Source organism: Paenibacillus sp. FSL H7-0323, from assembly GCF_038002725.1.
GTDB classification, from domain to species: domain Bacteria; phylum Bacillota; class Bacilli; order Paenibacillales; family Paenibacillaceae; genus Paenibacillus_AQ; species Paenibacillus_AQ odorifer.
In genome coordinates, this window is record NZ_JBBODB010000001.1 from 2,706,747 (window position 1) to 2,721,709 (window position 14,963).

13 protein-coding genes, 1 riboswitch and 1 other annotated feature are annotated in these 14,963 nt (G+C 44.0%); of the genes, 8 read left to right on the top strand and 5 right to left on the bottom strand.

The features are described 5' to 3' along the window. The first annotated feature begins 59 nt into the window (after positions 1-59). Both MHH89_RS12400 and serA read left to right on the top strand, forming a co-directional pair. A complete protein-coding gene (locus tag MHH89_RS12400; RefSeq protein WP_076127483.1) occupies positions 60-965 on the top strand; it encodes a hypothetical protein in 906 nt (301 codons plus the stop codon). A 110-nt stretch (positions 966-1,075) separates the two neighbouring features. Then, positions 1,076-1,306 (top strand) — a binding site (T-box leader). A gap of 243 nt (positions 1,307-1,549) precedes the next feature. Beyond that, on the top strand, positions 1,550-3,142 hold the full coding sequence (serA, locus tag MHH89_RS12405) for a phosphoglycerate dehydrogenase (protein ID WP_076281428.1): 1,593 nt from the start codon (positions 1,550-1,552) through the stop codon (positions 3,140-3,142). A 374-nt stretch (positions 3,143-3,516) separates the two neighbouring features. Here serA and MHH89_RS12410 read toward each other — a convergent pair whose 3' ends face one another. Further along, positions 3,517-4,350 (bottom strand): SDR family NAD(P)-dependent oxidoreductase, encoded by an 834-nt coding sequence (locus MHH89_RS12410; RefSeq protein ID WP_076127482.1) that lies wholly within the window; start codon positions 4,348-4,350, stop codon positions 3,517-3,519. Between the two features lie 157 nt (positions 4,351-4,507). Between MHH89_RS12410 and MHH89_RS12415 the strand changes: the two genes are divergently transcribed. From MHH89_RS12415 to MHH89_RS12440, 6 genes are all read left to right on the top strand, one after another. Beyond that, the gene (locus tag MHH89_RS12415; protein ID WP_076281427.1) at positions 4,508-5,464 is read left to right on the top strand and encodes a helix-turn-helix transcriptional regulator; all 957 of its coding nucleotides are present in this window, start codon (positions 4,508-4,510) and stop codon (positions 5,462-5,464) included. Positions 5,465-5,585: 121 nt separating this feature from the next. Beyond that, the gene (locus MHH89_RS12420; protein ID WP_036676188.1) at positions 5,586-6,836 is read left to right on the top strand and encodes a methyl-accepting chemotaxis protein; all 1,251 of its coding nucleotides are present in this window, start codon (positions 5,586-5,588) and stop codon (positions 6,834-6,836) included. A gap of 174 nt (positions 6,837-7,010) precedes the next feature. Continuing rightward, positions 7,011-7,107, top strand: a riboswitch (cyclic di-GMP riboswitch). 155 nt (positions 7,108-7,262) lie between these two features. After that, positions 7,263-8,903 carry a thiamine pyrophosphate-binding protein gene (locus MHH89_RS12425; RefSeq protein ID WP_139329858.1) on the top strand — a complete coding sequence of 547 codons (1,641 nt, stop codon included), beginning with the start codon at positions 7,263-7,265 and terminating at the stop codon, positions 8,901-8,903. 10 nt (positions 8,904-8,913) lie between these two features. Further along, positions 8,914-9,282: a carboxymuconolactone decarboxylase family protein gene (locus MHH89_RS12430; protein ID WP_036676184.1), complete on the top strand. Its 369-nt coding sequence runs from the start codon at positions 8,914-8,916 to the stop codon at positions 9,280-9,282. Positions 9,283-9,487: 205 nt separating this feature from the next. Next, positions 9,488-9,838 carry a hypothetical protein gene (locus MHH89_RS12435; protein ID WP_076127478.1) on the top strand — a complete coding sequence of 117 codons (351 nt, stop codon included), beginning with the start codon at positions 9,488-9,490 and terminating at the stop codon, positions 9,836-9,838. Positions 9,839-9,892: 54 nt separating this feature from the next. Then, complete coding sequence (locus tag MHH89_RS12440) at positions 9,893-10,885, top strand: ketoacyl-ACP synthase III (RefSeq protein WP_076278351.1); 993 nt, start codon at positions 9,893-9,895, stop codon at positions 10,883-10,885. A gap of 76 nt (positions 10,886-10,961) precedes the next feature. Here the strand turns inward: MHH89_RS12440 and MHH89_RS12445 are convergent, their stop codons facing one another. From MHH89_RS12445 to MHH89_RS12460, 4 genes are all read right to left on the bottom strand, one after another. Next, the gene (locus tag MHH89_RS12445; protein WP_076127474.1) at positions 10,962-11,171 is read right to left on the bottom strand and encodes a DNA-binding protein; all 210 of its coding nucleotides are present in this window, start codon (positions 11,169-11,171) and stop codon (positions 10,962-10,964) included. A gap of 20 nt (positions 11,172-11,191) precedes the next feature. Then, positions 11,192-12,685: a glycerol kinase GlpK gene (gene glpK, locus MHH89_RS12450; protein WP_076127473.1), complete on the bottom strand. Its 1,494-nt coding sequence runs from the start codon at positions 12,683-12,685 to the stop codon at positions 11,192-11,194. 118 nt (positions 12,686-12,803) lie between these two features. Beyond that, a complete protein-coding gene (locus MHH89_RS12455) occupies positions 12,804-14,240 on the bottom strand; it encodes an ATP-binding protein (RefSeq protein ID WP_076127471.1) in 1,437 nt (478 codons plus the stop codon). Beyond that, positions 14,241-14,957, bottom strand: coding sequence for a response regulator transcription factor (locus tag MHH89_RS12460; protein ID WP_036676174.1), 717 nt, complete (start codon positions 14,955-14,957; stop codon positions 14,241-14,243). Positions 14,958-14,963: the final 6 nt, after the last annotated feature.

Consider the following 14,963-nt stretch of genomic DNA (forward strand, 5'->3'; position numbering starts at 1 on the left):
AGTGTTGCTATCAATACATAATACATAGGATAATCCCCCCAGAAAAAGGAGCATTTATTATGAGCAAACGTAAGTCCCGCAATCAAATGTTATACACGCTAGTTTTTTTGTTTTTCCTAGTTTGCGCCTTCGCCGCATTTTTTACTGGCGTCAAGGTTGGCGCAGACAAAACTGAAGCCAAATATGACAATCAATCAAGCATGAATGGATTAGTAGAATTCACGGGCTCGTATCAACAGCAGGATCTTGTTACTTTCTATCATAACGTATTTTTGCCCTATCGGGAATTCAAGCGGAATTGGAACATTCAAGTAGATAAGTTAGCGCGCAGCACAGATGCTCGTATGAATGCGGCAGTAATGAAGAATCTAAGTATTCTAGCAGACCAGCAATATGAAAGAGTTAATCAAGATTCAATTTTCACTAACTCTCCTCTATTACATCAGTCACAGGTCAATGTACTCAAAAGCTTAACTTTATTTTCTAAGGCCTCCGGCAAAGTCTCTACCAGTGCCTCTGGTGCAGAGACAGCCAAGTTATTGAAAAATGATGAATTTACAACCGGCGCCGTGAAGTACGGTCTGTTAGCACAAAAGAACTTCTATGATTCTATGCTAAAATGGGGCTCTAAGACAAACCAGAAAATACCTTCTGCACCTGGCGAACTAAAAACGATGTCTTTCATCCAGTGGAAAAAAATGCCGCTTCTTTTGAAGAATGCTTCTATCGCTGACATGATGCTGAATCGCGGAATTTTTGCAGGTTATGATCCTCAGGACATCACTGCTAAAATAGACGATATGATTTACTCAGGCACTGCAAGCTCATTAAATCTTTCGGATATCCAGTCCTCAGTAACCTTGTTGATTTCTACAGGTGCTGTGCAGGAACAGGATTTTGTAAAATGGCGGGAACAGTATTATAACAGGGAGACACTTCCACAGCTTCCGTTCTTTTTTGAATAGAACCAGTTATTGAATCATAACGAAAAATGAAGTTCACTTCAAGAAACGCTGCTTGCAAAGCCTATTGACACAACTTGCATACCGTGTTACATTATGAAAAAATTAATCATTCAAAACCGATGATGGAACAAAGATCCTGGAAGTCTTCAGAGAGCCGGTGGTTGGTGCAAACCGGTGACGAACAGCTATCTTTAGCGCTCCTGAGATATTGTATCGAACCTTAAAGTAGGTACAATCGGATCAACTCCGTTAACAGTGTGGCCTATGCAGGCCAATGAGGCTGCTTCTTCCAAGTTGCAGTGAATTAGGGTGGTACCACGAAGATAACTCTCGTCCCTTACTACGGCAGTAGTATGGGGTTGGGAGTTTTTTTAATTCCCTAATCCCCCATAAATACTACCTTATGCCCAAAGTTACCGATTTCGCGGTACTCTTGCACGCTGTTTCTTTTGTGCGACACCGCGTTGATCTACTATTATTACATGTTTTTCTCTACTAGTTCGTGAACCTTCTGGTATTGTGGACTGCCCATCAGGGCGTCCTCGACATATAAAGCTTTTCAACTTTAAGGGGGATAAGAAACCATGTTTAAAGTATTAGTATCGGATCCAATCAGTGATTTGGGCATTCAGCAATTGATGGACGCAACAGATGTAGTTGTAGACAAAAAAACAGGTCTCAGTGAAGATGAGCTCGTTGCAATCATCGGTGAATATGATGGTCTACTCGTCCGCAGTCAAACTACAGTAACTGAAAAAATTATCGAAGCTGGAAAAAACTTAAAGGTCATTGGTCGTGCAGGTGTGGGTGTAGATAATATCAAGCTGGAAGCTGCTACTCAACGTGGGGTTGTTGTTATCAACGCTCCTGATGGAAATACCATTACAACTTGTGAGCATGCTTTTGCAATGATGATGGCTTTGGCCCGTCACATTCCACAAGCTTACGCAAAAACAATTGGTGGAACCTGGGATAGAAAAACCTTCGTGGGTGTAGAACTTCGCGGCAAAACTTTAGGTGTACTGGGAATGGGCAGAATCGGTAGCGAAGTGGCAAAACGTGCCAAAGCTTTCGGCATGGAAATCCTTGCTTTTGATCCTTTCTTAACTGCTGAGCGTGCGGAGAAACTGGAAGTAAAATTAGCTTCCGTAGACGATGTAGTCCGCGGAGCAGACTTCATTACTGTGCACACTCCACTTACTCCGGAAACACGCCATATGATTTCCCGCCCGCAATTTGAAGTGATGAAAAAGGGAATGCGCATCATCAACTGTGCCCGTGGTGGTGTAATTGATGAAATGGCGTTAGTAGAAGCTATTGATAGCGGTATTGTTGCTGGCGCTGCATTTGACGTATTCGAAAAAGAACCGCCACAAGCAGATCACCCATTCTTGTCGCATCCAAAAATTATCGTGACTCCTCACTTGGGCGCTTCTACAATTGAAGCTCAGGAGAATGTAGCGATCGATGTATCGGAACAAGTACTGCATATTCTGCGTAATGAACCGTTCATCAATGCTGTAAATATTCCTCCAGTTGCTCCAAGCGTAATGAACAAACTCCAGCCTTACTTCACACTTGGTGAGAAGCTGGGCAGCTTTGTTACCCAGATTACAGATAGTGCTATTCGTGAAATCCATGTTGAGTATGCGGGTGATCTGTCAGATGTCGATACCCAACCACTTACCCGCTATATTGTGAAAGGCGTGCTCTCCCGCCACTTCGCTGAGGATGTTAACATCGTTAACTCCATGCACTTGGCAAAAACACGCGACGTTAATGTAGTAATAACTAAAGCTTCCAAAACTAAAGGCTTCACTAATCTGATTACCGTGACCCTTAAAACAGATCACGACCAAGAACGTCTCGTAGCCGGAACATTGCTGCAAGGTTATGGAGAAAGAATTGTTCAAGTGAACAAGTTCCCGGTTGATATCGCTCCTGAAGGACATCAAATTGTAGTATCCCATAACGACAAACCAGGCATTATCGGACTTGTGGGCACATTGCTGGGCGAAAATGATGTCAATATCGCTTCCATGCAAGTGGGACGTAAAATCGTTGGTGGCGAAGCAATCATGCTGCTGACCGTTGATAAAGCTGTACCTACTCATGTGCTTGTGAAGCTTGCTGGTCTACCAGAAATCAACGCTGCCGAAGAAATCATTCTTCTGTAAGCAATACGATAGAAATCAAACAACAGAGCAGCGATCCTCCTCTTATAGGAGTTTCGCTGCTTTTGTTGTTGATCGTTAACCCGTTTCGGCTTCATTTACAACACCGAATCGAGTTCCCTCGTGCAGGCTTACGGACACCCTTGAGGTTACGGACCCAGATGACCCTATATGCAATAATTTCGCCTTTGAAGCAGGGTTTCGGACTCTAGTGCCACTATTCCTCAAAAAGAGAGCTAAATCAGGTGTTTTGCCTATCAATAACGTCTATGGGGACCGATAGCGTTCTAAATATACGAAAATACTGCATTATAGATCAGCTGTGTCCTATACTGCTTCGTACGCACATATGGGATCAAACAGATCAAGTTTGCTGTTTAGACTAAGAATGCGGGAACAGTCCGACCATCGATGTCTGTAAATCCATACTTTTCAGCCAGCTTAGCAACCTGCTGCGGTTGTCCGGTCATAGACATGACCTTAGGATCGGCTGCTAGAGCAGCGGCTGCTCTACCGATATAGGTTGTGGATTCAGTCATCTGCAATTCTTCAACCTCATGCCAATGCTCCTCATCCGTGTTCATGCTCTCCAACACCGCCTCTGTCCTCATCCAGCCCGGAGTAAGCGGAATAACTGCAATGTTGTCCTCTTTAAGCTCATTCGATAACCCGTAGGCCATGCGGACAAGTGAGTTTTTAGAAAGATCATAATAGAAGTTTCCAAGATATTTGTAATGATCCCAAAAGGTTGTGTGGATGATTAGACCGCCAGCTTTTGCCTCACGCATTAATGGTATTGCATAATAATTTGTTATCAACTGTGCCCTCACACCCGCATTAAACATATTGTCCCAATGCGCTGTAGGAAGCTCCCAGAAAGACTTCTGCTCAATAGGTAAATCGTTGCCGCCCCATACATTATTGACTAAAATATCAAGCTTTCCTTGCTCTGAAGCAATCTGGCGAATGACCGCCTCTGTCTCCTGATCTTTTGTATGATCACATCGTATGGCGCTGCCGGACCCTCCCTCCGCTTTTATTTCCCTAAGTACGTTATCAATGCTCCGCTTGCTATGCTCTATGCCAGAAGCCTCTGTCGTTCTGCCCGTAATATAAACGAATGCACCTTTCCTTGCCAGCTCCAATGCAATTCCTCTACCAGCACCTCTGCTGCCTCCGGTGACCAATGCTACTTTTCCTTTTAAAGTCATGTTCTCAATCCTTTCTACACTTGTTTTTCTCTAAATGTTCTGCATTTAATCCTTACCTTATATAGTATAATTCTTTAATATGACATCAACTGACATATATAATATAATAATTAATTAAGAACTAGCCAACATTTATTAGGAGGAGGAGTGTCCCTTAATGAGAGCCGATCGTTTGTTATCCATCTTACTTTTGCTGCAAAATCGTGGAAAGATGACATCCCGTGAGCTAGCCCAGACCTTAGAAGTGTCTGAACGAACTGTGTTTAGAGATATGGAAGCCTTATGTACAGCGGGAATACCGATTCTTGCCGAACGGGGACGCGAAGGAGGTTGGATGCTCACAGAAGGATACCGGACCTCCTTAACGGGTATGAAGCCCTCAGAAATTGCTACTCTGCTGCTGTCCGCAGACTCCTCAATCTTAAAAGATCTGGGTATACAAAACGACTTCTCTTCTGCCGTGCTTAAGCTGGAGGCTGCTTCCCCATCCAGGCCGAATAATCCAGCCAGTTACCTGAGCCAGCGCATTCATATTGATGGTGCCAGCTGGCACCCTTCCGACGAGACGTACCCGTTTCTTTCTGTCCTGCAGGAAGCTGTTTGGGAAGACCGTAAAGTAAAGATCACTTACCCACGGAATGACGAGATGAGGGAGCGTTTCATTGAACCTCTCGGGTTAGTCGCAAAACGTGGAGTTTGGTATGTAGTGGCACGAACCGAGGGTGAAATGCGGACTTTTCGCGTGTCGAGATTAATACAAGCTGACGCAACTTATGAATCATTTGTCAGACCTGAGGCTTTTGATTTAAAAAGCTACTGGGAACAATCGACTTTAGCTTTCAAAGCAGCACTGCCAAAATATGTAGTGAACTTAAAGGTGAATGAGTCTATTCTTAAAGAATTACAACGTGAAAGATATGTAACTATAACTTTAGTAGAACCCTCTGCTAATACTGGGTGGATGAACGTGGAAGCCGAGTTTAATGCTATAGAATCTGCCTGTCGTATCGTACTCTCTTTCTCTCCTTCAGTTATTGTTTTAGCTCCTAACGAACTAGTAGGGATGGTAAAGTCTGCTATTAAAACAATTTCCACAATATATGAGGAATTTTGACATGAATTCTAAATATCTACTACTTAAAGAAGATTTATGACACTTCTCTATAGACCAATGACCTATAAATCCCCTATAATAACACCATTACATAAAATTTAATAAGGGGGACATTTTACCAATGAGCTGGATGCACAAACTTCCGTTAAAACAAAGAATTGTTGCCGGATGTTACCTCGTTGCCGCACTGTTTGCTATTCCTGTCTTAGTTACGTTAATGATTCTAGGTCAATTTCTCGTAGGAATTATACTAGTAGTTGTTCTTGCAGGTCTGACTTTACCTGTTGCTCGCTTCGTGGAGAGAACGCTTACATCATCTTTTGATGATATTGCTAATGTATCTCACAGTATTTCAAAGGGTGATTTCACTAGCAGAGCGGACGAAAATGGTTCAATGGGTGACGTAAGCCGCTCCTTTAACACAATGATTGATAAGCTCAAGAAGATTCTGACCGATGCATCGCAGATCACCCGTCAAGTTATGGATGCAAGCCGCGGAATCGAAGATAAGAACCAGAACCTGAAGATTGTCATGGCACAAGTAGCCTCTTCTTCTACTGAGCTCGCTCTTGGTGCAAATGAAATATCTACGGATATCGCTGATATGACAGAATCCATTAAAGACATTGAGACCAAAGTATCCAATTATACGAACTCCACCAAAGAAATGAACAGACGTTCAATACATACCTTAGAACTTGTTGAGCAAGGGCGCCAATCCGTAGATACACAGGCTGAAGGCATGCGTAAAAACATAGAGGCTACACAAAAAGTGGCTGATACTATTGAAGCTCTCTCACAAAATGCCCGCGGGATTACGATGATCACCAAGACCATCACAGAGATCGCTGAGCAGACCAACCTGCTGTCACTGAATGCCTCCATCGAAGCTGCTCGTGCCGGAGAGCATGGTCGGGGTTTTGCCGTTGTAGCTCAAGAGGTTCGCAAGCTTGCTGAAGAATCTACGGCATCCACAAAAGAAGTATTCGGCTTGGTCCGCAGCATTGAGTCAGATATTAAACAAGCCATCGATAATATTGCCATCAATGAAGAGGTTGTGCAGGTTCAGAATGAAATGATCACTCAATCTGCCCATATTTTCGCACAAATTGTACAAAGCGTGCAGTACATTACCGAGCAAATCTCTTCATTCTCTGCGGAGAGTGATCTTATGCTAGAAAGTGCCTTGAAAATTTCCAGTGCAATTGAGAATATCTCAGCAATCACCGAAGAAACTGCTGCTGGCACGGAAGAGGTATCGGCGGCTATGAATGAACAGATTAATGCCCTGCAGTCTGTTGCAGAAGAAACGGAAAAAATGACCCAGGCCGTATTTAATCTGCAAAAAACCATTCATATCTTTAAATTCTAGTTCAAAACTATCAACTGCCACCTAAGCTGAGTCTTAGGTGGCAGTTTTTTTCGCGAGGCAAAACTTCATCTCTTGGACAAGACTTTCGTCAAATTTCGAGTTTTTTTAGCGGATTATGTTGACAAAAATTAATGAGGAATATATTGTAAAGGAAAATTATTCTTATCAACTATAAATTAATATTGGCAAAATCCTCGAAAGAGGATGACGCAAAACCATGGATCTACAGCCTCATTTTTTCGTTTGAGGCCATGATTGCCAGGTTGCAGAGGAACCAGGACGGCTGAACTATTGTTCAGTCTTAGCGGTGCCTTATGCCACCAACCTGTGCTTACTATAGAGCACAGGTTTTTACTTTTTGAGTATATTGATCTATCGTATCTATTCGGTAGATTAATAACTAATATATATCAAAAAACTTGTGAGGTGTTTCTTTTGAAGACAGTCGCAGATTACATGGCGGAAGCACTACGTAACCTTGGAGTCACCCATTCTTTTGGGATCATTGGCAAATCCATTTGTCCAATAGTTCTAAAGATGGTGGATTACGGTATTGAATTTATTCCCGGCAGACATGAAGCAAGCTCCGGATTCGAAGCAGCAGGGTATGCGCTGAAAACGGGTAACCTAGGCGTAGCATTTGGTACTTCGGGTCCTGGGGGAACTAACCTGCTTACAGCAGCAGCACATGCGAAAGCTAACAACCTACCTGTCCTATTTATTACCGGCCACCAATCCATTACAGAGCTTGGAATTCCTCAATGTCAGGACTCCACCTCTTTTCTGGCTGATTTAGCTGATATGTTCAGACCTGCCACCTTGTTCAGTAAATTGGTTGAACGTGGGGATCACTTTGGTACTATTTTTAATCATGCGATTTCTGTGGCCCTGACCAAACGGGGTCCTGTTCATCTTTGTATTCCTTTTGATGTACAAACTGAAGTATTGGAAGAATGCAATATAGTAATCCCAGAAAGAGAATCTCTAATTAGTCAAGCTAATATCGATAGAGTCATCGATGCTATTCAAGCTGCTAAGAATCCTTTGATTATTGCGGGTAAAGGAATTAACCGCTCCGGAGCACATAAAGAGCTTGTTCAACTCGCAGAAACTTTTAATATTCCTGTAGTAACATCTCCAGGTGGAAAAGGGGCTATAGTCTGGGATCACCCACTCTATCATGGTCCTATTGGCGTTGGCGGTTCGACCCACGGGGACGATTTATTGAATAAAAGCGATTTATTTATAGTGCTTGGATCACGTTTAAGTGATATGACCATCTGTAATCTTAAACGGGAGAATCATCCAGCAACTTTAATTCAATTTGATATTGATCCAACCTTTGTCGGAAAAATACTATTGTCCAAAACGATACCGGTCACTGGGGACCTGCGCGATAATTTGGTGCACTGCCTAAATCATATTGACCCAAGCACAATCACCAAACGTGAGGCTTTGGCCGATGCGGATTATTCAGAAGAGCTTCCAACCCTCAAGAATCTTTCCCTTGCTTCGGTAATGAGCACTTTAAGTGATTTGATCCCTTATAATAATTCAATTTTCGTTGATGATGGAAGTCATGGATTCCACGCTGCAAAATGGTACAAGGTTAAGAAACCGGGCAGCTTTGTTTTTGATGCGTATTTTGCTTGCATGGGTAATTCGATCGGCATGGCTATTGGTGCAAAAGTTGCAGCTCCTGAAGAAACTGTCCTCTGCATTACAGGTGATGGTTGTTTCATGATGCTCGGCGCTGAGATTAACACCGCTGTCTGCAAAGATATCCCTGTCATCTTTATCGTGGTCAATAATAAGCAACTAGATATGGCTCTTAAGGGTATGGAGAAAACCACAGGTCGTATCGATGGAACTCTATATGAAGTACCAATGGACGCCGTGAAATTCGCTGAATCTCTAGGTGCTAAAGGCTACAAATGTGAGACTGCGGATGAATTCACAGCTGCAATTAAAGATGCGGTAGCTCTAAACCATGTTGCCGTTATTGAACTACTAACAGACCGTGATGAAGTCCCTCCGACTGCACACCGTACTTTGAACCTAAACTAGGAGGCTAACCATGAAGGAAAATATCAACAGTGGTCTCAACCACTTCACGAATCTATCAGGAGACTATGGCGCAAAAGCACTAGCTCCAATTAAAGACCACTTCCCTGACTTGGCTGAATTTATTATGGGGAATGCCTATGGCGATATTTTTCAACGTAATACTATAGCCCCTGACTGGAAGGAAATCGCAGTCATTTCATCTTTAATTTCAATGGGTCAATTCGAACAGTTGGGCGTTCATTATGTCATGGCCCTTCGTGTTGGAGTTACCGTAGAACAGCTTAAAGGTATTCTATTACACTTAGTACCCGTTATAGGGGCACCTAGAATCATCACAGCTTTTAATATCCTGCTTGCAACCATAGAAGAAATCCAATAACCCAACAGTTCGACAACAATATACAAAATTCGACTTTATTATTGCATACACTTGAAAAATATGCCTATAATAGAGTCGGAATATCCCATTACTTGCTGTATAGTGTCGAATTTTGACTTTTATAAAACAGCTAAATGGATATACATGGCTGGATATTGCAGTCGAACTGTTTTGGACAAATTCAATCTATGGGAGAGATTTAGGCATGGGAAGTTTCGTTTTGAAGACAGACACTACAAACAAGGTTATTAACATTGAGTTAGATGGAACATTTTCTGAAGAAGATGGTCTAAAATCTATTCAAGCTTATCAACAAACTATCAATCCAATTACTCCAGCTGACTATGAACTAAAAATCGACTGCAGAAAGCTAAATGTAACTGCACCAGATGTTGTACCTCTTTTAGAAAGCTGCTTTGTAATGTTTAAGAATGATGGATTTGTAAAAGTAAATCTAACGCTTGAAAATAACCCGATCCTCAAAATGCAGCTTTCCCGTCTTGGCCGTAAAGCTGGACTCGATAACATCGAGATCATTTCTGCGGTTACAGTCTAGATCTTTTAATCTTAATATGTAGGCCACATTTTACTGCTTTCCTGGAGGCGTATTATGACCGGAATTCGTATTAAAGGCATTGATATCTATCATCCCAGCAATATAGTTGGTAACGACTTTTTCATTAAGCATTTTGACGAAAAAGGCATTGATATTCGAGGTCTATTATCCGCATTAGGTCGTATTACACGGTATAGTATTAAGGATGCGGATGAGAATTCCCTTACGATGGCTTTTGAGGCTGCCAGGAATGTTCTGGAGAAAAGTGGTCTCACAGGTGCCGATATCGACCTTATTGCCTATGCAAGTCAAACTCCTGAGTATATCTTTCCTACCAACTCATTAATGATTCACCGTTTGATCAAAGGCGCATCCCATACGATCTGCATTGACAGTAATGCTAATTGTGCGGGTATGACGGCTTCTGTGGAACAGGTTAGCCGTCAGATGCAAGCGAATCCTAGGATTAAACGAGCGTTGGTCATCGGCTCCGATTATGTAACCCCTCATACCGATAAGAATGATCCAGTCTATTACGCTAACTTCGGTGATGCAGCGGCGGCAGTCATTCTTGAACAAGCTGAGGATGTGGTCGGTTTCATTGACTCTATCTACCAAACGGATCCTTGTGTTTGCGATAATTCCAAGTTCCCGTGCGCAGGCCTGGCTAAACTGGGTAAACAAGGTGTAGCGGCTGGAGAGTTTAATGTGAAGTTTATTCCTTTTGATAATTCCATTTGCATAGATGCTGCTTCTGAGTCTATTCGTACTCTACTGTCTAACAACAATATCGCGCCTGAAGCCATTAAAGCAGCCTGCTTCTCACAGTTTTCATTGCCTAATATCTTAGAGATGTGTAAGAAAGTCGGCATTGATCGCAATGTAGCGGTATACATAGGGGATGAATTCGGATATACCTCTACCAGCAGCCCATTTATTGCTCTACATAAAGCTGTAACTACTGGAAAGATCGAACGTGGTGATAAAGTCCTGTTCTGGACAGTGGGCGCCGGTTGGCAAAATGTAGCATTTGTTATTGAATATTAGGAGCTGTATAACAAAAAGCGGCAAGCTAGGGATTCACCTAAGCTTGCCGTTTTTTAATATAAATATGAACGCAACATCAGGACTTACTTGCAAAGGTGAGCCCCTTTTCCGCGAGAGCACTCCGTAATAGGACGATCGCCTTTGGCCCCAATCCATGTAGCTGCAGAAGCTCTGCTTCAGTAAGCTTGCTGAATTGTTGAAGCTGAACATATCCAGCCCCATGCAGGGCTCGAAGCGCCGGCTTAGATAGTCCACCCGGCAGATCAGATTCGGTGCCGTTAACCATAGATATATACAGCCCCTTTATCACTGATATCCTTCATGCTTCTCCCAACCCATGGTACGCGCTACAGCGTCCTTCCAGGCGTTGTAACGACCTTCCCGCTCAGTTATACCCATCTCAGGCGAGAAGACCCTCTCAGCCTTGTTGAAGCTCTCTAGCTGAGCACGTGTCCAGACTCCGGACGTTAACCCGGCCAGAAGCGCCGCACCCAAAGCTGTTGTCTCCGCATAGGTTGTTCTAGTAACCTCACTGCCCAGGATATCAGACTGGAATTGCATCAGCAAATCGTTACGCACAGCTCCGCCATCCACACGAAGGCCGGTCAATGGCATGCCTGCGTCTTTTTCCATAGCTCCTATTACATCTCTAGATTGAAAGGCTAAGGACTCCAATGTAGCTCGTACCAGATGTCCTGAGGTAGTGCCTCTAGTAAGGCCAAATATGGCTCCACGGGCATACATATCCCAATAGGGTGCCCCGAGTCCGGTAAACGCAGGCACAACGATAACCCCTTCACTGTCCTCTACTTCCCGTGCTTTATCTTCTGAGCCTGCTGGCTCCTCTATAAGACCAAGACCCTCCTGCAGCCACTGAACAGCCGCTCCGGCCACGAACACACTGCCCTCTAGGGCATAATAGAGTTCATCTCCCATACCCCAAGCTACAGTGGTCAACAAGCCATGACTGGAGGCTACAGCTTCTGTGCCTGTGTTCATTAGAATAAAACAGCCTGTACCATAGGTGTTTTTGGCACTGCCGGGTTCTAGACAAGTATGTCCAAACAATGCGGCCTGTTGATCTCCAAGTACAGAGCGAATTGGAATGTCCGCCCCGAACCACTGTTTGTCTGCTACTCCAAATTCGCCGCCAGACATTCTTACTTCTGGCAGGATGACACGCGGAATACGAAGCTCTTCCATTAGCTCTTCATCCCAGCACCGTTCATGAAGATTAAACAGCATCGTACGTGAGGCATTGGTAACATCCGTGACATGTACGGCTCCGCAAGTAAGTCTCCAAATTAACCAGCTGTCGATCGTCCCCGCTAGAAGTTCCCCTCGATTCGCCCGCTCTCGGGCGCCATCCACATGATCCAGTATCCAGGAGATTTTGGTAGCTGAGAAATAAGCATCTACAACAAGGCCCGTCTTGCTCGCAATAACTTGCTCCAGCCCTTTACTTTTAAGTTCTTCACATTGCTCTGCAGTACGCCTGTCCTGCCACACAATCGCAGGGTATATCGGTTTGCCCGTTATTTTATCCCAGATTAAAGCTGTTTCTCTCTGATTGGTTATTCCGATGGCAGAGATCTCCTCAACTGCTATGCCACCCCGCGCAATCGCATCTCTTGCCGCTGCGAGCTGTGACGCCCAGATTTGCTCAGGGTCATGCTCTACCCAGCCTGGATGGGGGAAGGATTGTTTAACTTCATATTGACCTTGTGAGACCCATTTAGCCTCCGTATCGAACAATATGGCTCGTGAGCTGGTAGTACCTTGGTCTAAAGATAAAATCATTCTATGCCCTCCCAAGCAAAACCTACAAGATATGTTCCACGATGAACAAGATTAATGTGTTTGTTTCAACAAAAAGCACCTCTGCTGTCAGAGGCGCTATCACACATTGTGTTTGGAATTACTGTTTTTCGACAGGAAGTCTTAGCGTAAAGGTTGTACTTTCGCCTAGTTTGCTTGAAGCTGAGATGGTCCCGTGATGCGACTCTACAATATTTTTAACAATCGCAAGCCCAAGTCCCGTTCCACCTGATTCTCCCCGTACACGCGCCTTATCAGCTTTGTAGAAGCGGTCAAATATATACGGCAGATCCTCTGGTGGAATTCCAACCCCTTCATCCTGAATTTTAATCTCAAGATAACGACGGCCTTCTAATACACAAGTTCCTGTATGAACCGTGATTTTTTTGCCACCCTGTGTGTGGCGAAAAGCATTATCGAGTAAATTGGTTAAGACTTGTTCCAGTTTATCCTCATCCGCCGCCTTCAGAACAGCAATATCACTCTCTTGTTGTAAGTGAAGATGGATATCGCGCTCTTTCGCACGTACAGAAAATTTACGGTAGACTCGTTCCAGCAGTTCGTTCATGTCCACCTGAGCTTTCATCATATCCGTATGTCCGGCTTCCATTCGGGCAAGATCAAGCAAATCCTTAACCAGACGCCCCATACGCAGCGATTCGTCATGAATGACCTGGATCAGCTCACTGCTTTCTTCGGGGGATGAAGCCATCCCGTCCAATAAAGCCTCACTGTACCCTTGCATCATCGACAATGGCGTGCGGATTTCATGGGAGACATTAGCTACGAAGTCTCTGCGCATCTTTTCCAGACGCACCTCTTCCGTCACATCCCGCAGTACAGCAACTACTCCCCGGATGCTGCCTTCAGAATATAACGGTGCCATATGAACAGACCAGACGCCCTGCCGTACATGTACATTGGAGCGGTCATCGCCACCTTGCTTCAAGGTGCTTAAAAATAAAGGACGCAGGGGAGGAGGAACACTGCTCTCAGCCGTTTCGGGATGGAGCTCAGCATCACTCGCATGTTCCCACTGCAAATCGCTCCAGCTCTCTAGCAGAGCTTGGCCATGCGGATTGGTCAAAATAATCTGCCCTTCAATGTCAAAGGTGATCACAGCATCGCTCATACTGCGCAGTACGCTAGACAGATGCCCCTTCTCATGATGCAGACTGCGAATGTTCTCTTCAAGCTCCTCAGCCATGTGGTTAAAGGAAGTAGCCAACTGGCCAATTTCATCACTTGTGACAAGCGTAAGCCTTGTTCCGTATTCACCCCGGCGAATGTTATTCGCAGCTTCAATGACACGCTGCATCGGCTGAGTAATTTTGGTAAACAAAAACAATGCAAAAAATGTCGTCAAAGAAAATCCGATCATACAAGTATACATAAATAAACGTTTGATATCTCCGGAATTGGCAAAGTTACTGTCTATGTAGGGAAGCAAAAATAACCCCAAGGTAATAAGCACGACAGCGACCAGGCAGATGATCGTAACCCACAGTTTGCCGACAAGACTTCTCCAGAAGTTCACTTATTTAGGTACCTCTAGTTTGTAGCCTACGCCCCATACGGTCGTAATCATCGCTGCAGATTCCGGTGATACTTTATTCAGTTTTTCACGAAGACGTTTTACGTGAGTATCTACAGTACGCAAATCTCCGAAAAATTCATAATTCCAGACATCCTTAAGCAGTTCTTCACGAGAAAATACTTTATCAGGCGAAATAGCCAAATAATGCAGAAGTTCATATTCTTTAGGTGTCAAACTTACTTCTTCACCACCAGCAGTCACACGGTGAGCATCATGTTCAATAATAAGATGAGTAAATACAATGTTATTGCTGGAATTGCTCTCCTTGGACAAGAAAGCAGTTGCCGAAGAACGGCGCATAATAGCCTTCACCCGGTAAATGACTTCACGTGGACTGAAGGGCTTCACAACATAATCGTCTGCGCCCATCTCAAAGCCTTGGACACGGTTGATCTCTTCGCCTTTAGCTGTAAGCATTAAGACCGGTGTTGACTTCACTCCTCTGAGTCTTGTCAGCACTTCCATCCCATCGATGCCAGGCAGCATAACATCCAGCAAAATTAGACCGTAGTCATTTGCTGTTGCTTTACGAAGAGCGATTTCTCCGTCTTCCGCTTCATCGATTTCATAACCTTCTTTTTCAAGATACATCTTTAGCAGGCGGCGAATGCGTTCCTCATCATCCACTACCAGAATTCTGTTTAAATGATCTGCCATTTCACT

What these genes read in the sequence shown, in the direction of transcription:
- MHH89_RS12430 (WP_036676184.1), top strand. Translation starts at nt 8,914, where the DNA reads ATGAAGGAAAATATCAACAGTGGTCTCAACCACTTCACGAATCTATCA.
- MHH89_RS12400 (WP_076127483.1), top strand. Translation starts at nt 60, where the DNA reads ATGAGCAAACGTAAGTCCCGCAATCAAATGTTATACACGCTAGTTTTT.
- MHH89_RS12435 (WP_076127478.1), top strand. Translation starts at nt 9,488, where the DNA reads ATGGGAAGTTTCGTTTTGAAGACAGACACTACAAACAAGGTTATTAAC.
- MHH89_RS12440 (WP_076278351.1), top strand. Translation starts at nt 9,893, where the DNA reads ATGACCGGAATTCGTATTAAAGGCATTGATATCTATCATCCCAGCAAT.
- MHH89_RS12410 (WP_076127482.1), bottom strand. Translation starts at nt 4,350, where the DNA reads ATGACTTTAAAAGGAAAAGTAGCATTGGTCACCGGAGGCAGCAGAGGT.
- MHH89_RS12415 (WP_076281427.1), top strand. Translation starts at nt 4,508, where the DNA reads ATGAGAGCCGATCGTTTGTTATCCATCTTACTTTTGCTGCAAAATCGT.
- MHH89_RS12445 (WP_076127474.1), bottom strand. Translation starts at nt 11,171, where the DNA reads ATGGTTAACGGCACCGAATCTGATCTGCCGGGTGGACTATCTAAGCCG.
- glpK (WP_076127473.1), bottom strand. Translation starts at nt 12,685, where the DNA reads ATGATTTTATCTTTAGACCAAGGTACTACCAGCTCACGAGCCATATTG.
- MHH89_RS12420 (WP_036676188.1), top strand. Translation starts at nt 5,586, where the DNA reads ATGAGCTGGATGCACAAACTTCCGTTAAAACAAAGAATTGTTGCCGGA.
- serA (WP_076281428.1), top strand. Translation starts at nt 1,550, where the DNA reads ATGTTTAAAGTATTAGTATCGGATCCAATCAGTGATTTGGGCATTCAG.
- MHH89_RS12460 (WP_036676174.1), bottom strand. Translation starts at nt 14,957, where the DNA reads ATGGCAGATCATTTAAACAGAATTCTGGTAGTGGATGATGAGGAACGC.